18 protein-coding genes are annotated in these 19,132 nt (G+C 61.9%); 8 read left to right on the top strand and 10 right to left on the bottom strand.

All coding sequences use genetic code 11. From position 1 onward, the window contains the following. Window positions 1-169: 169 nt before the first annotated feature. Window positions 170-655 carry an NINE protein gene (locus QMY55_RS04930; RefSeq protein ID WP_283487563.1) on the bottom strand — a complete coding sequence of 162 codons (486 nt, stop codon included), beginning with the start codon at window positions 653-655 and terminating at the stop codon, window positions 170-172. Window positions 656-917: 262 nt separating this feature from the next. Between QMY55_RS04930 and rpsP the strand changes: the two genes are divergently transcribed. The 6 genes from rpsP to QMY55_RS04960 all read left to right on the top strand — a co-directional run bounded on the left by rpsP (window position 918) and on the right by QMY55_RS04960 (window position 5,103). Next, on the top strand, window positions 918-1,172 hold the full coding sequence (gene rpsP / locus QMY55_RS04935; protein ID WP_283487564.1) for a 30S ribosomal protein S16: 255 nt from the start codon (window positions 918-920) through the stop codon (window positions 1,170-1,172). Between the two features lie 103 nt (window positions 1,173-1,275). Beyond that, window positions 1,276-1,845, top strand: coding sequence for a ribosome maturation factor RimM (gene rimM / locus QMY55_RS04940; protein WP_283487565.1), 570 nt, complete (start codon window positions 1,276-1,278; stop codon window positions 1,843-1,845). Between the two features lie 55 nt (window positions 1,846-1,900). After that, window positions 1,901-2,680, top strand: coding sequence for a tRNA (guanosine(37)-N1)-methyltransferase TrmD (trmD, locus tag QMY55_RS04945; RefSeq protein ID WP_283487566.1), 780 nt, complete (start codon window positions 1,901-1,903; stop codon window positions 2,678-2,680). A 139-nt stretch (window positions 2,681-2,819) separates the two neighbouring features. Continuing rightward, window positions 2,820-3,206: a 50S ribosomal protein L19 gene (gene rplS / locus QMY55_RS04950; RefSeq protein WP_283487567.1), complete on the top strand. Its 387-nt coding sequence runs from the start codon at window positions 2,820-2,822 to the stop codon at window positions 3,204-3,206. Window positions 3,207-3,364: 158 nt separating this feature from the next. Continuing rightward, window positions 3,365-4,069, top strand: coding sequence for a CoA pyrophosphatase (locus QMY55_RS04955; protein WP_283487568.1), 705 nt, complete (start codon window positions 3,365-3,367; stop codon window positions 4,067-4,069). A gap of 47 nt (window positions 4,070-4,116) precedes the next feature. Next, the gene (locus tag QMY55_RS04960; RefSeq protein WP_283487569.1) at window positions 4,117-5,103 is read left to right on the top strand and encodes a CobD/CbiB family protein; all 987 of its coding nucleotides are present in this window, start codon (window positions 4,117-4,119) and stop codon (window positions 5,101-5,103) included. Window positions 5,104-5,167: 64 nt separating this feature from the next. On the opposite strand, the gene rsgA is transcribed toward QMY55_RS04960, so the two are convergent. The 3 genes from rsgA to QMY55_RS04975 are packed head-to-tail and all read right to left on the bottom strand — an operon-like array spanning window position 5,168 to window position 7,822. Beyond that, a complete protein-coding gene (rsgA, locus tag QMY55_RS04965; RefSeq protein ID WP_283487570.1) occupies window positions 5,168-6,151 on the bottom strand; it encodes a ribosome small subunit-dependent GTPase A in 984 nt (327 codons plus the stop codon). A 5-nt stretch (window positions 6,152-6,156) separates the two neighbouring features. Next, window positions 6,157-6,501, bottom strand: coding sequence for a 4a-hydroxytetrahydrobiopterin dehydratase (locus QMY55_RS04970; RefSeq protein WP_283487571.1), 345 nt, complete (start codon window positions 6,499-6,501; stop codon window positions 6,157-6,159). Window positions 6,502-6,520: 19 nt separating this feature from the next. Continuing rightward, the gene (locus QMY55_RS04975; RefSeq protein ID WP_283487572.1) at window positions 6,521-7,822 is read right to left on the bottom strand and encodes a M48 family metallopeptidase; all 1,302 of its coding nucleotides are present in this window, start codon (window positions 7,820-7,822) and stop codon (window positions 6,521-6,523) included. Window positions 7,823-7,852: 30 nt separating this feature from the next. On the opposite strand from QMY55_RS04975, the gene orn reads away from it, so the two are divergent. Beyond that, entirely contained in the window at window positions 7,853-8,461 is a 609-nt protein-coding gene (orn, locus tag QMY55_RS04980; RefSeq protein WP_407650627.1) for an oligoribonuclease, read from the top strand. Window positions 8,462-8,739: 278 nt separating this feature from the next. Continuing rightward, the gene (locus QMY55_RS04985; protein ID WP_283487573.1) at window positions 8,740-10,845 is read left to right on the top strand and encodes a DEAD/DEAH box helicase; all 2,106 of its coding nucleotides are present in this window, start codon (window positions 8,740-8,742) and stop codon (window positions 10,843-10,845) included. Between the two features lie 160 nt (window positions 10,846-11,005). On the opposite strand, the gene QMY55_RS04990 is transcribed toward QMY55_RS04985, so the two are convergent. From QMY55_RS04990 to QMY55_RS05015, 6 genes are all read right to left on the bottom strand, one after another. Then, complete coding sequence (locus tag QMY55_RS04990; RefSeq protein ID WP_283487574.1) at window positions 11,006-12,226, bottom strand: multidrug effflux MFS transporter; 1,221 nt, start codon at window positions 12,224-12,226, stop codon at window positions 11,006-11,008. An 89-nt stretch (window positions 12,227-12,315) separates the two neighbouring features. Beyond that, window positions 12,316-13,905 (bottom strand): cellulose biosynthesis protein BcsG, encoded by a 1,590-nt coding sequence (gene bcsG / locus QMY55_RS04995; RefSeq protein ID WP_283487575.1) that lies wholly within the window; start codon window positions 13,903-13,905, stop codon window positions 12,316-12,318. Next, window positions 13,902-16,487 carry a UDP-forming cellulose synthase catalytic subunit gene (gene bcsA, locus QMY55_RS05000; protein WP_283487576.1) on the bottom strand — a complete coding sequence of 862 codons (2,586 nt, stop codon included), beginning with the start codon at window positions 16,485-16,487 and terminating at the stop codon, window positions 13,902-13,904. Before bcsA ends, bcsG begins: the two co-directional genes overlap by 4 nt. Then, window positions 16,484-17,251, bottom strand: a complete 768-nt coding sequence (gene bcsQ, locus QMY55_RS05005; RefSeq protein WP_283487577.1) for a cellulose biosynthesis protein BcsQ — start codon at window positions 17,249-17,251, stop codon at window positions 16,484-16,486. The genes bcsA and bcsQ overlap by 4 nt, the downstream gene beginning before the upstream one ends. A gap of 5 nt (window positions 17,252-17,256) precedes the next feature. Beyond that, complete coding sequence (locus QMY55_RS05010) at window positions 17,257-17,430, bottom strand: hypothetical protein (protein ID WP_283487578.1); 174 nt, start codon at window positions 17,428-17,430, stop codon at window positions 17,257-17,259. A gap of 9 nt (window positions 17,431-17,439) precedes the next feature. Next, a complete protein-coding gene (locus QMY55_RS05015) occupies window positions 17,440-19,125 on the bottom strand; it encodes a BcsE family c-di-GMP-binding protein (protein ID WP_283487579.1) in 1,686 nt (561 codons plus the stop codon). Between the last annotated feature and the right edge of the window lie 7 nt (window positions 19,126-19,132).

The following is a 19,132-nucleotide window of genomic DNA, read 5'->3' on the forward strand; positions in this document are numbered from 1 at the left end:
TGCATTCATCACAAAATGTATGCGATGGTTACATTGTGGGCGGCCTGCTGCAAAGGCGGCTTTACCTGGAGGCGAAGTGACAAAAATTAGATTTTTGCCTACATGCGCGCAGGCGTTCAGCGTTCAGTTCAGGCAGTGCTGAAAGGCTCAGCACCGCTGTGGTTCAAGATCACTGGGAGATCTTGCGTGCTTCCTCGACTTGATATTCGAAGTAATGCTGGAAGCTATAGGCGATGCTGGCCATGAGCACGGTGGCCCCTAGCATCAATGACAGGCCTATTCCCATGATGGTGCCCCAGTGAGTGCTGCCGGCAGGCGCATCGGCTGGCAGCTCGGGGTTGAAACGCTGGTTCCAGCGGGTTTTGTCCATCAGCCCATAAAGAATGGCACGCAATGCGCAACCGGCCAGGGTGAAGCCCAGCATGGGTATCAGCAGCCAACTCAGTTGGTCGTCCTGCCCCAGTTGCTGAACGCGCTCGATTCCGTACACGCCAAGCGCTGTGGGAATGGGGAGCAGCCAGCCCATCCAGTCGCCCATGCCGTAGAGGTAGAAACGGTGCAAGCCCAAAGCGCCTCCCAAAAAGGCCAGCCAGGTTGCGACCGTCTTGTGCTTGGTTCTGGCGGTGACGGAGGAGGTGGTCAAGGTGCGGCTCATGAGCGGAAGATGCAGGGCATGGGAACGAATCCATTATTCATGCGCTGCAACATTTCGGGCTCAGGGCAATTGCGGGCTATACCGTGGTGGAGGCAGGTCTGTTGTAGTTTGGATAGGCATCCTCTGGAGAACTCGATATAATCGAGGGTTTTACAGCGTGTCGCTGGCCGGGTGGTCATGTCGCGTGTCTCAAACGCTGTAAGAGAACTTGCGCAGTCGGCAATTTTTTGACTGCCGTCTGTAACCACCCGAAGGAAATATCATGGTTGTTATTCGTCTGTCCCGCGGCGGCTCCAAGGCTCGTCCCTTCTACAACGTCGTCGTTGCTGACAAGCGCGTGCGTCGCGACGGTGCTTTCATCGAGCGTCTGGGTTTCTACAACCCCAGCGCCCGTGGCGCTGAAGAAGGTCTGCGTATCGCTCTGGATCGCGTGACTTACTGGAAGAGCGTGGGTGCTCAGGCTTCTGAAACGGCTGAACGCCTGATCAAGCAAGCTGCGGCTAAGGTTGCTGCCTAATTTCAGGTAGCTGCCCTCAAGGCACTTCTCAAAGCGGGTTCCGTTGGCTTGCCTGACGGAGCCCGTTTTTTATTGAATTTTCAAATATTCCCGGTTGATTCCTATGAGCCATATGCCTCTTCTTGAAGCCACAAGCTTGCCAGCGGATGCCATCGAGGTCGGTCGCATTGCCGATGCCTGGGGCATCAAGGGGTGGTTCAAGGTCCACGCCTTCAGCAGCGCCCCCGAGGCTTTGTTTTCTGCCAAGTCCTGGTATCTGCAGCCGGCTGAAAAAGGTGCCAAGCAGTTCACGGGGACGGTTGTCTTGCCCGTCAAGCAGGCCCGTTTTCACTCGGACACCATAGTCGCTACCTCGCCCGAGGTGGCGGACCGCAATGCTGCAGAAGCCTTGCGTGGCGCCCGTGTCTTTGTGGCGCGCGAGCATTTCCCCAAGACCGAGGACGGTGAGTTCTACTGGGTGGATCTGATGGGCCTGACCGTGGTCAACCGCGAAGGCGTTGAGCTGGGCGTGGTCAATGATCTGATGGCAACAGGCCCGCAGACCGTGCTGGTGCTGGGCTTTGAGCAAGATGGCAAGGAGCAGGAGCGCCTTATTCCCTTTGTGGATGCCTATGTGGATTCGGTGGACTTGGCCGGCAAGAAAATCGTTGCCGACTGGCAGCCGGATTACTGATTTTTTTGCAGCGTGTTTTAGCTATTGATTAAATAGCTGAAAGCGAAGACACATCATGCGTTTCGACATTATTACCCTGTTTCCTGAGCTGTTTGCCCCGTTTCTGGAGAGCGGGGTGACACGACGCGCCTACGGCTCGGGTCAGGTGGCTGTGCATCTGTGGAATCCGCGGGACTGGGCTGAGGGTAATTACCGCCGCGTGGATGATCGTCCATTCGGTGGCGGCCCGGGCATGGTGATGATGGCCGAGCCGCTGCAGCATTGCCTGGAGGCGATTCGCGCCGCGCGTGCCGAAGCTGATGCGCAGGAGCAGGCCGAGCCGGCTCCAGTCCTGCTGTTTTCGCCGATAGGCACCACGCTTAAGCATGAGGTGGTTGCGCACTGGGCACAAAGCCGTGGTGCAATTTTGCTGTGTGGTCGCTATGAAGGTATCGATCAACGCTTTATCGATACCCACGTGACGCATCAGCTGAGCCTGGGGGATTTCGTACTCTCCGGCGGTGAATTGGCAGCCATGGTGTTGCTTGATTCTCTGACACGGCTGCAGCCCGGCGTGCTCAATGATGAAGGCAGCTTTCAGCAGGACAGCTTCAATCCCGCGCTGGATGGATTGCTCGATTGCCCGCATTACACCCGTCCCGAGGTCTGGAATGGGCAGGAAGTGCCGGCCGAGCTGTTGTCGGGCCACCACGCAAATATCGAGCGTTGGCGCCGGGATCAGCGCCTGCGCATCACGGCCCAGCACCGGCCGGAGCTGATCGAGCAGGCGCGTGGCCAGGGGTTGCTCAATGCCAAGGACGAGGGGTTTTTGGCAAAAACAAGGACCAAGCTATAATTGCAGGCTCTTTGATCCTCTATCCGGCCGCTGTAAGGAATAGCGGAGCAGCCCCATCGGCTGCTTTGTAATACAGCCATAGCTCCAATCCCGGAGCTTGCCAATTTTGGCGCGGACAAGATCAAGGTGGACTTACATCATGAATCTGATCCAGACCCTCGAGCAAGAAGAAATCGCTCGCCTGAACAAGACCATCCCCGAATTCGCCCCTGGTGACACCGTCATCGTGAGCGTGAACGTGGTGGAAGGTTCGCGTAAGCGCGTGCAGGCTTACGAAGGCGTGGTGATTGCCAAGCGCAATCGCGGCCTGAACAGCGGCTTCACAGTGCGCAAGATCTCCAGCGGTGAAGGCGTGGAACGTACGTTCCAAACCTACTCCCCTCTGATCGCTGGCATTGAAGTCAAGCGTCGCGGCGATGTGCGTCGTGCCAAGCTGTACTACCTGCGTGAGCGTAGCGGCAAGTCTGCTCGTATCAAGGAAAAGCTGCCCCAGCGCCGTGTCAAGACTGCAGCCGCAGCCGAGTAATCCGCGCTTAGGAAGTCTTTCCGAGAAAGCCGCTACAGTTCGCTGTGGCGGCTTTTTTTATTGCAGCCGGGCCGCCCCGAGCCAATGCCCCCCTGTGGATGCTCACGCGCTATTGGGCAAGCGTTGGGGACTTTTTATGCCTTGCTGCATCAAAGTACATGCTTTCATCCGATCAAGCTTCTAAGAACACAAGCTCTGTGGGAATCAGCGATCCCAGGCTGGCACCTTTGCTGGGGGTGGATAGTGAGCTGCCCAGCGTGCCGCTGGATGCCCAGACTCCCCAGGCGCTGCGTCACCGCTTTGCCAGTAGCCGGGACTGGGTGCCCGAAGCCATGGAGGAAAAGCGCTTCACTACCCGCGCGCCATTGGATGCCGCGGTACTGGTGCCCATTGTGATGCGCGAGCAGCCGACGGTGCTGTTGACCGTGCGCTCGGCCAAGCTCTCCACCCATTCGGGGCAGGTCGCTTTTCCGGGTGGCAAGCGTGATCCGCAGGATGTCTCTGCAGAAGCCACGGCACTGCGCGAAGCGCATGAGGAAGTGGGCTTGTTAGCCAAGAATGTGGAAGTGCTGGGGCGGTTGCCGATCTATGTGACGGGAACCGCATTCAACATCACGCCCGTGGTGGCGCTGGTGCAGCCGCAGCCCGCCTACTTTCCCAACCCGGGAGAAGTGGCGGATTTGTTCGAGGTGCCGCTTTCTTTTCTGCTGAATCCCGCACATCACGAACGTAGAGGCATGCTCTGGCAGGGCGTGCAGCGGCAGTGGTTTGCCATGCCCTACCAGGACGGCGCACAGCAGCGCTATATCTGGGGGGCCACAGCAGGCATGCTGCGCAATCTCTATCGTTTTTTGGCGGTCTGAAATGATGCTTGTAACAAGCTGCACGACTGCGCCGGTATGATGAAGCAATGAGCTTTTTTGCCATCCTGATCGCCTTGCTGCTGGAGCAGGCGCGCCCGCTGGCCCGATCCAATCTGGTACAGGGGGGCTATCGCGCCTGGACCGTGACGGTGCGCAGCAATTTTGATGCCGGCAAACCTCACCACGGCTGGCTGGCCTGGGTCATGGCGGTACTGCTGCCCTGTGTGCTGGTGCTGGGCATTTATTTTGCCTTGCTGGAGCTGATCGGCTGGCCGGTGGCCATGCTCTGGAATGTGGCCGTGCTTTATGTGACGCTGGGCTTTCGCCAGTTCAGCCACCATTTCACGCGCATTCGCGATGCGCTGGATGCAGGCGATGAGTATGCGGCACGCCAGGCATTGGCTGACTGGCAGCAGGTAGATGCCGGTGAGGTGCCGCGCAGCGAAGTGGTGCGCCATGTCATCGAATATTCGGTACTGGCAGCGCACCGCCATGTGTTCGGCGTGCTTTTCTGGTTTTCCGTCCTCTCGGCGCTGGGCCTGGGGCCGCTGGGCGCGGTCATGTACCGCATGGCCGAGTACCTGTCGCGTGCCTGGTCGCGCAAGGGCGTGGAAGGTCTGCAGGCACCGACCAGCGAGCGCCTGCAGCGCGTTGCGGCCAGGGCCTGGTATGTGATCGACTGGCTGCCGGCGCGGCTGACGGCCCTGTCCTTTGCCATGGTGGGCAGTTTCGAGGAGGCCATAGACAACTGGCGTCTGTATGCCCAGCGCTTTCCCAATGACAACGATGGTGTGATCCTGGCTGCGACGGCTGGCGCCATCAATGTGCGCCTGGGCGGGGAAGCCCTGCGCCGCCGCGACGCCGGCTATGGCGAAGAGGGTGACGAGGCGCAGTGGGAGCCCGGCAGCGATGTCACCCCTGGCCGCGAGCCCGAGATGGCGCATCTGCGCAGCGTGGTCGGCCTGGTCTGGCGCTCGGTCGTTGTCTGGTTGCTGCTCCTGGCCCTGCTGACCTTTGCGCGCTTGCTGGGGTGACTCATAAAAATAGCAGCCAGCGCTTATGTATCAAGCGCTGGCTGCTATTGATCTGGAAGTCCATTCAGTAGCCAACCTGGCTCAGCTCATCGAATAGTTCGCCGTAAATACGATAGCGGTTGTCGCTGATGGGCAGGGTGTCTGAGCCGTTTTTGACGGCCTCAATCACGCCACAGCCTGGCTCATGCAAGTGCGTGCAGTTATAGAACTTGCAGTTCTTGGCGTGGGCGCCGATATCGGGCATGCAGGCGGGCAGCTGTGTGGGCGCGATGTGATACAGGCCGAATTCCTGAAAACCCGGCGAATCAATGATGGCCGTGCTGCGCGCTTCATCCACCCAGTACAAGGTGGTGCTGGTCGTGGTGTGCTTGCCGGTGTTCAGCGCCTGCGAGATTTCGTTGGTGGCGACCTTGGCGTCAGGCAGCAGCAGATTGATCAGCGTGCTTTTGCCCACGCCTGAGGGGCCGAGCACCAGCGTGGTCTTGCCTTGCAGCAGGCCGATGATGGCCTCACGATCTTCTTCGTCGGCATCTTCCAGCGACAGCGGCAGCACCATGTAGTGCGGTGGGTCATCTACCGCGTCGCGCATGGTACGGTAAGGCTCTAGCCGCTCCCAGGCGCGCAGGAACGGCTCTTGCAGGTCCATCTTGTTGAGCGCGATGATGGGCGTGATGTGAGCCGCCTCGGCGGCGATCAGGGCGCGGGCCAGCTGCACCTCGCTGAATACAGGCTCGGCAGCGATCAGGATCAGCAACTGGTCGAGGTTGGCGGCAAAAGTCTTGGTGCGAATGTCATCCTGGCGGTAGAAAACATTGCGGCGCTCGACGACCTTCTCGATCGTGCCCTCATCGCCCTGACCGGGAGGAGGGGCCAGCCATTGCACATGGTCGCCCACCACCGCCTGGCTTTTCTTGCCGCGTGGATGGCAGATGCGGCGCTCGCCGTCCGGAGTCTCGACCACGCAGTGGCGACCGTAACTGGCGACGACCAAGCCTGTTTGAATATCAGCTGCTGCCTGGGCGCCGGGGCGCCGTCCTTGTTTTGCCATGGAACTCAGGCCAGCTTCAGCAAGGCTTCGATGCGGCGGGCGCAGTCGATATCGGTGTCGGAGATGCCGCCCACATCATGGGTGTTCAGGCTGACCTGGCAGCGGTTGTAGCTGACTTCCAGGTCGGGGTGGTGATCCTGCTGGTGGGCGACCAGGGCCAGGGCATTCACAAAAGCCATGGTTTCGTAGAAATTGCCAAAACGGTAGGTCTTGCGGATGACGGGGCTGGCAGCGGTGCCAGTCAGCTCCCAGCCGCTCAGTGCGGCCAGTTGCTCGCGAGTCTGTTCAGGGCTCAAGGCACTGCGCTTTTGCTGGGACCAGTCTTTTTGTTGCAGGGTCATATTGCTCATATTGGAAACTCTTGTGAAGTTACAAGCTGCCCGCGGGAGTAGGCATGCGCGCCAATCGGTCCACGGCAGGAGGGTGTGAATAGTAAAAGCTCACATACCAAGGGTCTGGCGTGAGGGTTGAGGCATTGTCCTCGTAAAGCTTGAGCAGTGCCGAAGCGAGCTGAGCACCATCGGCCTGCTGCATGGCATAGGCGTCGGCTTCGAATTCGTCGCGGCGCGACTGGGCCGACATCAGTGGCGTGATGAAGAAGCTGAACACCGGCACGGCCAGCAGGAACAGCAGCAGTGCCAGAGCATTGTTCTCGGCGGGTACGCCCAGGTACTTGCTCTGCATGATGTTGACGCCCAGGCCCGAGTAGAACCAGGGTTGCTGGCTGAGCCAGCCCAGCAGCCCAAAGCCCAGCAGGGATGCGCCAAACATCAGCACCATGCGCTTGGTGATGTGCTTGTGCTTGAAGTGGCCCAGCTCGTGCGCCAGCACGGCTTCCACTTCGTCAGGGCTCAGTTGTTTGAGCAGGGTGTCGAAGAACACCACGCGCTTGGAATTGCCAAAGCCTGTGAAATAGGCATTGGCGTGTGCCGAGCGGCGGCTGCCATCCATGACGAACAGGCCTTTGGCCGCAAAGCCGCAGCGTTCCATCAATCGGGTCACCCGGGCCTTGAGACCTTCATCGGCCAGTGGCTCGAACTTGTTGAACAGCGGTGCGATGAAGCTGGGGAAGATCCACATCAGCAGCAGGTTGAACGCCGTCCAGGCGCCCCAGGCCCAGAGCCACCACAGCGGGCCCGTGGAGCCCATGAGCCAGAGAATCAATGCAGCCAGTGGCAGGCCGATGGTGGCGCCCACCAGCGTGGATTTGAGCAGGTCGCCCAGCCACAGGCCCAGCGTCATCTGGTTGAAGCCGAAGCGCTGCTCCAGCTTGAAGGTCTGGTACAGCGAAAGCGGCAACTCGATCAGCGACGAGATCACGGCAAAGCAAGCCAGCAACGCCAGTTGTTGCCACAGGCCCGGGTTGATGAATTCAAGCAGCCAGGAGTTGAGCCAGTTCAGTCCGCCCAGCAGCGTCCAGCACAGCAGCACGGCGGCCGATAGAGTGATGTCAATCAGCGAGACCTTGGCCTTGGCCAGCGTGTAATCAGCAGCTTTCTGGTGTGCGGCCAGGCTGAGGCGGTGAGCGAAGGCTGCCGGCACGGCGGCGCGGTGCTGCGCCACATGCCGTACCTGGCGCGAAATCAGCCAGACGCGCAGCAGCCATTGCAAGAGCACTGCTGCTGCAAACAGCAGCGAAAGTGCCAGTGAAAAATCTAGGTTGGAAGCCATGTATTGGCAGTGTAGGCGACAATTTGTGCCATGTCTGAAGCTTCCTGTACGAATTCCGTCAGTGCCGAGTCACTGCCCGCCGACGCCCCTGTTCTGCCCAAATCCGACCTCAATATGGTGTGGCTCGATTGCGAGATGACGGGCCTGAACCCCGACCACGACCGCATCATCGAGATCGCGGTGGTGGTCAGCAGCGCAGACCTGCAAACCCGCATCGAGGGCCCGGTATTTGCGATTCACCAATCGGACGAGCTTCTCAATGGTATGGACGCCTGGAACAAGGGCACGCATGGCAAAAGCGGGCTGATCGACAGGGTCAAGACATCCACGGTGACCGAGGCCGAGGCGGAGGCTGCGCTGATTGCCTTTCTGGGCAAATACGTGCCCAAGGGCAAGACGCCGCTGTGCGGCAACAGCATCGGTCAGGACAGGCGCTTCATGGAGCGCTACATGCCCAAGCTCAACAATTTCTTTCACTATCGCAATATCGACGTCAGCACCTTGAAGGAGCTGGCCAAGCGCTGGAAGCCCGTGGCCTATACCTCCTTCAAGAAAGCCCAGCGCCACACGGCGCTGGCCGATGTGCATGAGTCCATCGACGAGCTGCAGCACTATCGCAAGGAATTGCTGAGCGTCTGAGCCGACTGCAGAGTGGTATAGCCCTGCCACTTGCGGGAAAACCCGGTGCATGAGACAATGCGCTGCTTACCCGATATATGGGTAATTTGCGCATCTCCATCACACACCGGGTTCTTACTTGCGTGCAGCGGCCTGCATACAGCCGACACGCCAAGCCATAACGCCCATCTGCCCCTTTTGCGAACGGGCAGTCAAAGTCTGACGGTGGATGTTGATAACCAACCGTCAAAAGAAGTGGGCAGCACGCTGACTGCGCCGCTTTTTTTCGTGAGTTTTTCATGACTGAAAAATCCCTGGAGCAGGGCCAAGTGGCCGCTGCCGATATGTCTTTGTCTTCTCCTGAACTTGATTCCCGCCTCGACGCCATGCTGGCTGCCGTAGATGCCGAGGAATTTGATGTCGAACCAGCTGCTGAAGAGCAAGCTGAAGCCGAACCCAACGGCTTTGTAGAACTGGGCCTGGCCCCCGAGCTGGTGCAGGCTGTGGCCGATCTCGGCTACACCAAGCCCACAGGCGTGCAAGAGCAGGCCATTCCGCTGGCCATGAACAGCGGCGGCGAGCAGCCTTTTGTGGACCTGATGGTGTCCAGCCAGACCGGCTCTGGCAAGACGGCTGCCTTCCTGCTGCCCGTGCTGCACACGCTGATCAAGCAACGCGCTGAAGCCGACGCTGCTGCCAAGGCCGAGTTCGACCGCCTGTGCGCAGAAGCTGCAGCCAATGGCCAGCCTGCCCCCAAGCGCGCCAAGCGCAAGGACCCGACCAACGCCCGCAACTTCAAGGCTGCCGTGCCCGGCGCGCTGGTTCTGTGCCCCACGCGTGAACTGGCCCAGCAGGTGGCGCATGACGCCATCGAGCTGGTCAAGCACTGCCGCGGCATCCGCATTGCCAACATCGTTGGCGGCATGCCCTATCAGCTGCAGATCGCCAAGCTGCAGAACGCTGATCTGGTGGTGGCCACGCCTGGCCGTCTGCTGGACCTGCAGCGCTCCATGCAGATCAAGCTGGATCAGGTGCAATTCCTGGTCGTGGACGAGGCCGACCGCATGCTGGACCTGGGCTTTGCCGACGACCTGGCCGAAGTCAACCAGATGACGGCCCAGCGCAAGCAGACCATGATGTTCAGCGCCACGTTTGCGCCCCGCATTCAGCAGCTGGCCATGCGCGTGATGCATGACAACGGTGCCAACGTGCAGAAGATCACGATTGCCACCGCTCAGCAAAAGCACGAGAACATCAAGCAGGTGCTGTTCTGGGCCGACAACGCCCAGCACAAGCGCAAGATGCTGGACCACTGGCTGCGCGACAGCAGCATCAACCAGGCCATCGTGTTTGCCTCTACGCAAGTGGAGTGCGACGGTCTGGCCAACGACCTGCAGCAGGACGGCTTCTCGGCCGTGGCACTGCATGGCGCGCTGAGCCAGGGCCTGCGTAACCGCCGCCTGATGGCGCTGCGCAATGGCCAGGTGCAAATCCTGGTGGCTACCGATGTGGCTGCCCGCGGCATCGACGTGCCCACGATCACCCACGTCTTCAACTACGGTCTGCCCATGAAGGCTGAAGACTACACCCACCGTATCGGCCGTACCGGCCGTGCCGGTCGTGAAGGTGTGGCCGTGACCTTTGCCGAATTCCGTGACCGTCGTCGCGTGTTCGATATCGAAGGCTACACCCGCCAGCAATTCAAGTCCGAAGTGATCCCGGGCCTGGAACCTGTGCAGCGCTTCCCCGCAGCCGGCGAGCGTGATGGCCGCCGCGGCGGCGGTGGTGGCCGCGGTGGCTTTGGTGGCCGTCGCGATGGCGAAGGCTATGGCCGCAAGTCCGGCTTCGGCAGCTTTGGCGGCGGCCGTGGCAACGACCGCGGTGGCTTCGGTGGCGACCGTGGCGGTGATCGTTTCGGTGGTGACCGTGGTGGTTTCGGCGCGCCTCGCGGTGATCGCTTTGCTGACCGTGGCGGTGAGCGCGGTGGCGAGCGTGGTTTCGGTGGTGGCCGCCCCAGCTTTGGTGGCGACCGTCCGGAGCGCAGCTTCGAGCGTCGTGACGAGCAGCGCGGTGAACGCAGCTTTGGCGACCGCGGTGGCAACGGCAACCGTGGCGGTTTTGGCGGTGGTGAATCGCGTGGTGGCTTCGGCGGCGGTCAGCGTCGCGGCGATGGCCCCCGTGAGGGTGGTGATTTTGCTCGCAAGAGCTTTGGCGGTGGCCGTGACGCTGCCCACGGTGGCCGCGAAGGCGGCTTCCGCGGCGGTGAGTCGCGTGGCTTTGGTGGCGGCGACCGCCGTCCCGCTTTCGGTCAGAGCGCCGGCAAGCCCTACCAGCCTCATGGCGAGCGTGGTGCTGATCGCGGCTTCGAGCGCAAGCCTCGCGCTCCCCGTCGTGACGAGCGTTAATCGCTAAGGCTCAGGCCTGAAATAAAAAAGCCAGCTTTACGCTGGCTTTTTTGTATTCATGACTTTGAAAAAGTGAGCTGCTTGCGCCTGATGAATATTGGATTCAGCATGAATTTGCGCTGAACCCCTTGTCTGGCAAGCGCCAGCAGCTATTGATATTTCATTGATCAGAAGCATGGCGGCCAATTTCGGGCCAGTGGTGATGCAGATAGATCCAGGAGACCAGGCCGATCAGCATCATGAGGATGGAGCCGGTTGCCAGCAACACGGCGGAGTGCATGACCAGCGGTGCGATCACGCCCGCGACAAAGCCGTTGGCAACCGAGCCGACCACAGCCTGCAAAGAGGAGGCCAGACCGCGCCGCTCGGGGTGGATGTCCAGTACCAGCAGCGTCACCACGGGCACCATCAGCGCCCAGCCATAGGCGAACAGACTGATGGGAATCAGTGCCCAGCTCACGTGGGCAGTCCAGAGCATATTGGCCACCAGGTTGACGATGGAAGTCAAACACATGATGAGAAAGCCGTGACGGATCTGGCGCTTGGGGGGAATGCGCCCGGCTAGACGCCCGCTGGTCCAGCTGCCGGCCATGATGCCGCTGATCGTGGCGATGAAGAACCAGAAGAACTGCGTGGGCTCCAGGTGCAGGATGTCGCCCAGAAAGGCGGGTGCCGACAGCAGATAGAGGAACATGCCGTTGAACGGTACGCCGCTGGCCAGTGCCAGCAACAGAAAGCGCGGGTCGGTGAGCAGCACGCCATAGCCTTGCATCAGCGGCTTGAAGCGAAAGGGCTGACGCTTTTCCAGGGGCAGCGACTCGGGCAGGAATTTGATGTTGATGGCCCAGAGCAGCACGCCAACCGCGCTCAGAAACCAGAACACCGCCTGCCAGCCCAGGTGCACGAACAGCCAGCCTCCGATCACCGGAGCGAGTGCAGGGGCGATGCCAAAGAAGATGGTGATCTGCGCCATCAGGCCCTGGGCCTGGGCGGGCGGAAAGATATCGCGCACGATGGCGCGCGAGACCACAATGCCGGCGCCCGTGGACAGGCCTTGCAGCGTGCGGAATACCACCAGCTGGGTGATATCGCGGGAAAGGGCACAGCCCGCAGAGGCCAGCGCAAAGGCCACCAGCCCCCAGAGAATTACCGGGCGGCGGCCGAAACTATCGGCCAGCGCGCCATGGAACAGGTTCATGAAGGCGAAGCCCAGCAGATAGGCAGACAGCGTCTGCTGCATCTCTATGGGCGTGGCACCTAGTGCCTGGGCGATGCCGGAGAAGGCAGGGATATAGGTGTCTACGGAAAACGGCCCGAGCATGCCGAGGATGGCCAGGAGAACGGCCAGTGTCCAGCGTGGACCGCGCCAGAAATGTTGCATAGGAGATCAGTTGGAAGCCTGCGGCTACTGCGCCGCAGTGCTTCCGAGCATGCCACAACTGCGGCAGGCTTTGCTGTGCGCTGCGCCGCTCAGTTGGTGTAGGGGATCCAGGCGTCAGTGCCGGACTTGAGCAGATATTGTCCGTTGTCGTCATGCATGACGACGACATCCGCGTTTTCTGCAACGAAGCGCGTGCCCTGCAACTGAGCCACCCGGCCGGCCAGTGGCGTGGCTCCGGGACGATAGGGGTTGTCCTGCATGAGGTTGTTGACCAGCGTGAAGAGGTCGAAGTAGCTTGTGGGCTTGCTCACGATCACAGGGCCGGTTTGGGCGGAGGGCTGACCGGCAGGGGCTGCTCCAGTCGCACCGGCTGGATGCGGCAGGCCGATGAGCTTGATGGCCGTGGGCACCAGGGTCACGCGCGGGCCGGGGATCTCGCGCATGCCAGAGATCTGCATCTTGTCACCCCGCAGCGAGGCGCCGTGCTCGGGCACCAGCATCAGTAGCACGGGGCGGCCGCTGGACTCAAGGAGGCTGATGAAGCGGTCGAAGTCAGACAACAGCTGCGTCAGCCGTGGCTTGTAGGTCTGCAGGCTGTTGCGCGATGCAATGCCGGGCACACGGTTGCCGTCGTGCAGAGTGATGGTGTTGTAGTACAGGGCCACAGGCTCGTCGCCGCGGCTTTGGCGTTCCTTCCACCACTGTGATAGCAGGGCCAGATCGCTGTAGACAGGAGAGCCGTCAAAACTCTGCATGGCCTCTGGGGCGCCCTGGTTCTTCTCCATCTTGCCTGCGAAGCCGCCGCGCTCCTGCAGCGACTGGGCAAAGTCGTCAAAGACGCCGTTATGGTTGAGCAGGGCACTGGTGTGGTAGCCGACCTGTTCCAGACTGGGGAAGACGTTGCAGGCCGAGTCCGTGCCTTCATAGAGGGCCTTGTGCGGCATCTGGCCACAACTGCCGTGCAGCACGCGCAACTGGGCCGGGCCGCTGTAACTGGCCGCGCTGTTGAACTGGGTGAAGACGGCGTCGAAGCGCTGCAGCAGAGGTGTGTTGCGCATGCCTTCGAACTCCATGTCGTCCCAGGCCAATGAGCACACATGCAGCAGCACGATATCGAAGGGCGGTGTGGTGCCCGAGGCGAAGTTCAGCCGGCGCTGGTGTTCACTGGCGTAGAAGTTGGCAAGCAAGGCATCGGGCGTGGCTGCGGGTGCGGCGGCACCGGGCTGGGCGCTGTCTTGGGTCTGGGCAAGCACGGGCTTGACAGGTCCTTGTTGCAGGCGGGTGACCAGCGGAACGCTCAGAATGGCCAGCAGTGCAAACGTGGCAAAGCGGATGCGGCGCGCCAGTACGCTGTAGAGCGCCAGCAGAACGACAAAGCCCAGCAGGGCCTGCCAGGAGACGACGCGCTGCACCAGCTCGAGCATGTAGCTGGCACTGAAGCCGGCCAGCGCCGAGACCTGGGACAGCACGCGCGAGATGGGCGGGAAGTGCGTGTCGTAGTACAGCAGGGCGATGGCCGCGATCAGGCCCACGGCCAGGCGCAGGCTCTTCCATAGCCGTGATTGCAGTGGCCAGAACACAACGAGGGCCAGCAGCAGGTTCAATAGCCAATGCAGGCTCAGGTAGCCGGCGTAGTGCAGGCCGACCTTGGCGAGAAAATAGAAACTCCAGTAGCTCATGGCGTGCTCTTAGAAGGCGTGAGAAGGGACTGTCGGGCGCTGCGCATTTCCGCAACCAGGGAGTGCCAGAACTTGCGGTATCCATGCAGGCCCAGGATGCCGAGTTCGAGCAGGCCCTGCAGGGGTTTGTCGGTGTCGTGCTCGTTGCTCCATTCGCGCCAGGCGGCGGGGCGCGCGAACGTACATTGCACCAGCTGTATCTGCTGGAACTTGTTCAGTTCGCCGAACTCCAGCCCTATGGCACCGTTTGCATGGCAGGCGATGACGCGTGCGGGGAAGACGCATTCGCGCTGGTCGAACCACAGGCCAACATCCAGGTTGCTGCCGGGAGGCAGGGTCAGGCCCGGCGCGGCCTGCAGGCCCAGGCCGGACATGGAGAAGTCGGTGCAGTTGGTTTTGAGCACATGACCCGAAGGCAGGTACAGCGTGGCTGGCAGCTCGGATGCCACGCGGTGCATGCGGCGTACCTGCTTGGACTCGGTGGCCACGCCCAGCGCCGTGCCCAGCATGAAGATGCTGTAGGCCGTCCAGACCATGTTGAGCAGCACGGTCAGCGGCTCGTCGGAGTTGGCGTAGACAAGGCGCCACAGGCCCACAAAGAAGGCAGTAATGTTGAGCAGAACCAGGACTGTGTAGGGTCGGGAGATGGCCCAGTCGAAATAGCTGTGCGTGACAAGCCCGCCCTTGGCCGTGACATTGAATTTTCCATGGCGTGGCGACAGCAGGGCCACCGTGGTGGGAAGGGCGATGTACCAGGCCAGAACGGTTTCATAGACCTCGGCCCAGAAAGTGTGGCGGAACTTGCCCTGTACGTGGGCGTTGGCGATGTTGGTCTGCAATATGTAGGGCAGTACATAGAGCATCAGCAGCACGGCATTGGTGTTGATGATGTGCAGCTCGAAGAACAGATAGGCCATGGGGGCCGTGAGGAACACCAGTCGCGGCAGGCCGAAGAAGAAGTGCAGCATGGCATTGGCATAGCAGATGCGCTGCCACAGGCTCAGACCGGCCTTGAGGAAGGGGTTGTCCAGCCGGAAGATCTGTGCCATGCCGCGCGCCCAGCGGATGCGCTGGCCGATGTGGGCGGAGAGGCTTTCGGTGGCCAGGCCCGCAGCCTGTGTTTCATTGATATAGGCCGTGTTGTAGCCCTTGCTGTGCAGCTTGAGCGCAGTGTGGGCGTCTTCGGTCACCGTCTCCACGGCAATGCCGCCGACTTCCAGCAGGGGGCCGCGCCGCAACACGGCGCAGGAGCCGCAGAAAAAGGTGGCATTCCAGAAGTCGTTGCCGTCCTGGATGAGGCCGTAGAACAGCGCCCCTTCGTTGGGTACACGCCGGAAGGTGCCCAGGTTGCGCTCGAAAGGGTCGGGCGAGAAGAAATGGTGCGGCGTCTGCAGCATGGCGCACAGCGGATCGCGCTGGAACCATCCACCGGCGGTCTTGAGGAAGCTGCGCGTGGGAATGTGGTCGCAATCGAAGATGGCGACGAGTTCTCCGTCGGTTTGCGCGAGGGCATGGTTGAGATTGCCCGCCTTGGCATGGCGGTTGTCCGTGCGACAGATGTAGCCCACCCCCAACTGGTTGGCGAAGTCGCGGAATTCTTCGCGACGGCCATCATCCAGGATGTAGACCTTGAGCTTGTCCTCGGGCCAGTCCAGCGCCATGGCAGCCAGCACCGTGGGCCTGACCACGCTCAGGGGCTCGTTGTAGGTGGGGATGAAGACGTCCACCGTGGGCCAGCTCGAGGGCGGTCCGGACAGCGGGGCGGGCTTGCGCTGCAGCGGCCAGGCCGTCTGTATGAAGCCCAGGATGACGATCAGCCAGGTGTAGGCTTCGGCGGCCAGCAGGCCATAGCCGAGAGCCGCTTCCAGCGCGCTGTCGAACTGCAGCGTGTTGTTCATGCGCCACCAGGCATAGCGTCCCATGGCCATCAGGCTCAGCGTGGACAGGGCCAGCGATGGAAAGCGCCCGGGCAGCTTGCGCAGGACCAGGGAGAGCAGCCAGATGATGATCAGGAACAGCAACTGCCCGGCCCAGCTCAGGGGCGTGGTCATGACCACCGCCGTGACGGCGGCGCCTGCCCCCAGCACGGCCCAGCGCATGCCCGGAATGGCGAACAGCGGATGCAGCAGCGAGTCGGCCTGACGGCCGAAGGCGTCCGAATCGATGCGCGAGGCCACGCGTTCGGCGCCGCGCATGGCCATGCGTATGGGCCAGGACAGGATCAGCAGCAGGGGGCGCAGCAGCAGCCACACTCCGCTCCAGATCCAGGCCAGCGCCTGGAACATGGGCTGCAGCACTGCGACCAGCAGGTTTTCCAGGTGCATGCCGCCTTGGCGGCCTGAAGGGTCGGGGCGAAGGAACAGGGCCAGCAGCCACTGTTGTGGCGAGGCACCGGAATCCAGTTGCAACTGGTGCGCCAGCCATTGCAGCGGGTCGGGCACCTGTGTGGAAGTCAGAGGCATCCAGGCCTGCGTGCGGCGGGGCAGCACGAACAGTCGCCTGGCCCACGAGGACCACTGCGCGGGCTGCTCGACCTGCAACTGATTGGCCAGCCAGAGGGCGCTGAAGTGCAGAGGGTTCATGGCGGATCCTGGGGCAGGAGGGCGAGATCTGACAACAGCCTGAAGGCCAGTCCCTGGAAGTCGTGGGCGGACTGCGCGTCGGGTAGGCGTTGATGTACACACAGGCCTTGCGAGAGGGCTTCGCAGATGGCTTCGTCGTCATGGACCAGATCTGGCAGCAGGGCCTCCCCCCATTGCTGGCGCAATTGCTCCAGCGCGGCCTGCTGGGTCGGGCGGCGTGGTGCGTAGCGGTTCACGACCAGTTGTAGCCGCGTCTGGGGCGCTAGGCTTTGCTGCAGCGCCTGTATGGCGGCATGCGCCTGCAAGGTGCGCTCGGAAGCGTCCAGCACCACGACCGCCAGGTCGGCAGCCTGCAGGGCTTGACGGCCCAGGGGGGAGCATGGAGGGGGTGCGTCCATGACTACGAGGGTGGAGGATGACAGGTCCAATGCTTGCAGGTTTTCGGACAGCCAGTTGGGATGGCTTTGCCAGTGCGCATGCAGGCGGTTGCATTCCTGGTCATTGAGGTAACCGCGCGGCATGTATTGCAAGCCCGCAGAGTTGGCCATTGCAGCCTGGCCCCACCACTGTTGCTGCAGCAGCGCATTGCTCCAGCCCTGTGCGGCGCAGGAAGGCAGACCCAGGTAGCGTCCCAGCATGTTGCCGGGACTCAGGTCCAGGGCCAGGCAGTCGCTGCCGCGCTGCACAGCCAGTACCGAAATATGGGCGGCCAGAGTGGTGCAGCCTGAGCCTCCGAGGGGGGAGATAAAGACGAGACGTTGCATGAGGCTTAGCCTTTTCCTGAAGGACGCGCCGATGGTCCTGGCTGGTAGGGCTGGAGATAGTGGGGCCTGCGCAGGCGGCTCAGCAGCTTGTTGCCGGATTCGATGCGTCCGAGCAGCCACAGTGCCACGGCGATGACGATGCCAGCAGTGATGCCGGTGAGGAACAGGAAAAAGGACATGGCGTATTCCTAGGCGCTGTGAGGCGGGGAAGGACGTCTGGGGATGGGGCTGTGGCCCATGACCGATGCGCTTGCGGCTGCATCTGTCGCTGGTGCGATACGGGGCAGGGTTGCAGATGGCTGCACGGAGTTGTGCATCTGTGCGTTAATCGGGCGACGGGCAGTCGTGCCTGGCATTGCCACTGCGGTGTAGTCGGGTAGCCCAGCCTCGGCGGCCGATTGCAGGCGACCCAGCATCAGCAGCATGCCTTCGTGGCTACTGTCTGAAGTCTGGGAGCTGAACAACTGGGCCAGGGGCTGCAGGAAAAGACGGGGCAGGGCAGTGTCGATATCGGACTCCCCACAGGCGAACAGGAAGACGTAGATGGAATCATGGTCGGCGGTGATGAGGTCTCCGTCGCGCGAGGGGCGATAGGCTTCTATGGCCTGGATATGGGAGGCATGGCTTAGCAGCCGCAACTGGATCAGGCTATGGCTCAGGCCCATGGGTTGCGTCTTGCGCAGCATGTTCAGGGTCAGGGTGCAGAAATACGCAGGCTGCTGATAGCCCCGTTCCGGAATGGGCAGAAAGGCATCTAGGGCCTGCTCGTAGCTTTCGGGAACCTGGCGCGAGAAACGCTGGGACTGCAGGTCCCGCAGTCGCTGCAGCAGCCGGGAAAAGCCCAGCTCGCGGTAGATGACGTCGTTGGCACCCAAGCGCAGCAGCGCCTGCTCGCTGTTCAGGCGTAGCTTGCCAACGGTTTCGCGGACTACGATCTTGAGCGTCTGCGGGTGGGTGCGTCGCAACTGGTGCACCATGCGAGCCAGAGCTTCGAATTCGATGCTGCTGCCGGCGTCCAGCAACACGGTTGCACCTAGGGCGTGTTGCACGGCTTCGGGGATTAGTTCCCGGGTCGCGACCACATGCCAGGGCGCAGGCGGCTGGCGCTGGTCCGCAACGGCGGCCTGCGTGGCATAGACATCCAGTTCGTCGGGCGCGTATATGAGCTGTGCGGAGGACCCCTGCATGACGACACCGTTGGCGTGCAGGCGCTGGGCGGTATCGGCCCAGTCTGGCGCCTGCAGGCCCAGCCGGATGGCGAAGACGGCACCCTGCGCGCTGTTCCAACGCTCCAGGCGCAGAGCCAGCCCATTGCCGTCCTGCTCCAGGAGGGCGTAGTACGGGAAGGCGTGAGCAAAGCTGGTCAGCATGCCATGCACTTCGTCGCCCGGTGCTTCAAAGCACAGTATCACAGGCGCCTTGCGCTGGCTTGCCCATTGGTGGAGCTGGCCAGCCAGACGGTGGATGCGCTCCAGGGAGGCGCCGGTGAACAGGGGCGAGGCGTCGAGCAGACACAGCGCCTGCTGTGGTCTCAGGCCCGCGCGCTTGAGATCCTTGTGCAGGGCGGCAAAGCCGGCTTCCTGCAGCTGGCTCTGGGCGGTGCTTGGCAGTACCCAGGCGTCGGGACGGGGGGCTGTGTGATTGTCCGGCTGGGTGGCGAACAGACGGTCCAGCAGAAGCGCATCAGGAGCCACCAGCATGGTGGGAAAGTCCCGGCATAGGTCCTGGACCAGATGCCGGCGCCAGTTTTCGAAAGCCGTACCGGACGAGCCAGCGAGCGCGATCACACCGCTGTGCGGCAGCTTTCCCATATCGTCCGGCAGGCCGTCTATGCCCAGGTTGCCGGCGGTAAGAGCGGGGCTGGTTTGGGCCATGGTCGTC

The organism is Comamonas resistens (genome assembly GCF_030064165.1).
GTDB classification, from domain to species: Bacteria; Pseudomonadota; Gammaproteobacteria; order Burkholderiales; family Burkholderiaceae_C; genus Comamonas; species Comamonas resistens.

Excerpts from the sequence above, each read along its gene's own strand:
- QMY55_RS04930 (WP_283487563.1), bottom strand. The coding sequence starts at position 655 with ATGAGCCGCACCTTGACCACCTCCTCCGTCACCGCCAGAACCAAGCAC.
- rpsP (WP_283487564.1), top strand. The coding sequence starts at position 918 with ATGGTTGTTATTCGTCTGTCCCGCGGCGGCTCCAAGGCTCGTCCCTTC.
- rimM (WP_283487565.1), top strand. The coding sequence starts at position 1,276 with ATGAGCCATATGCCTCTTCTTGAAGCCACAAGCTTGCCAGCGGATGCC.
- trmD (WP_283487566.1), top strand. The coding sequence starts at position 1,901 with ATGCGTTTCGACATTATTACCCTGTTTCCTGAGCTGTTTGCCCCGTTT.
- rplS (WP_283487567.1), top strand. The coding sequence starts at position 2,820 with ATGAATCTGATCCAGACCCTCGAGCAAGAAGAAATCGCTCGCCTGAAC.
- QMY55_RS04955 (WP_283487568.1), top strand. The coding sequence starts at position 3,365 with ATGCTTTCATCCGATCAAGCTTCTAAGAACACAAGCTCTGTGGGAATC.
- QMY55_RS04960 (WP_283487569.1), top strand. The coding sequence starts at position 4,117 with ATGAGCTTTTTTGCCATCCTGATCGCCTTGCTGCTGGAGCAGGCGCGC.
- rsgA (WP_283487570.1), bottom strand. The coding sequence starts at position 6,151 with ATGGCAAAACAAGGACGGCGCCCCGGCGCCCAGGCAGCAGCTGATATT.
- QMY55_RS04970 (WP_283487571.1), bottom strand. The coding sequence starts at position 6,501 with ATGAGCAATATGACCCTGCAACAAAAAGACTGGTCCCAGCAAAAGCGC.
- QMY55_RS04975 (WP_283487572.1), bottom strand. The coding sequence starts at position 7,822 with ATGGCTTCCAACCTAGATTTTTCACTGGCACTTTCGCTGCTGTTTGCA.
- orn (WP_407650627.1), top strand. The coding sequence starts at position 7,853 with ATGTCTGAAGCTTCCTGTACGAATTCCGTCAGTGCCGAGTCACTGCCC.
- QMY55_RS04985 (WP_283487573.1), top strand. The coding sequence starts at position 8,740 with ATGACTGAAAAATCCCTGGAGCAGGGCCAAGTGGCCGCTGCCGATATG.
- QMY55_RS04990 (WP_283487574.1), bottom strand. The coding sequence starts at position 12,226 with ATGCAACATTTCTGGCGCGGTCCACGCTGGACACTGGCCGTTCTCCTG.
- bcsG (WP_283487575.1), bottom strand. The coding sequence starts at position 13,905 with ATGAGCTACTGGAGTTTCTATTTTCTCGCCAAGGTCGGCCTGCACTAC.
- bcsA (WP_283487576.1), bottom strand. The coding sequence starts at position 16,487 with ATGAACCCTCTGCACTTCAGCGCCCTCTGGCTGGCCAATCAGTTGCAG.
- bcsQ (WP_283487577.1), bottom strand. The coding sequence starts at position 17,251 with ATGCAACGTCTCGTCTTTATCTCCCCCCTCGGAGGCTCAGGCTGCACC.
- QMY55_RS05010 (WP_283487578.1), bottom strand. The coding sequence starts at position 17,430 with ATGTCCTTTTTCCTGTTCCTCACCGGCATCACTGCTGGCATCGTCATC.
- QMY55_RS05015 (WP_283487579.1), bottom strand. The coding sequence starts at position 19,125 with ATGGCCCAAACCAGCCCCGCTCTTACCGCCGGCAACCTGGGCATAGAC.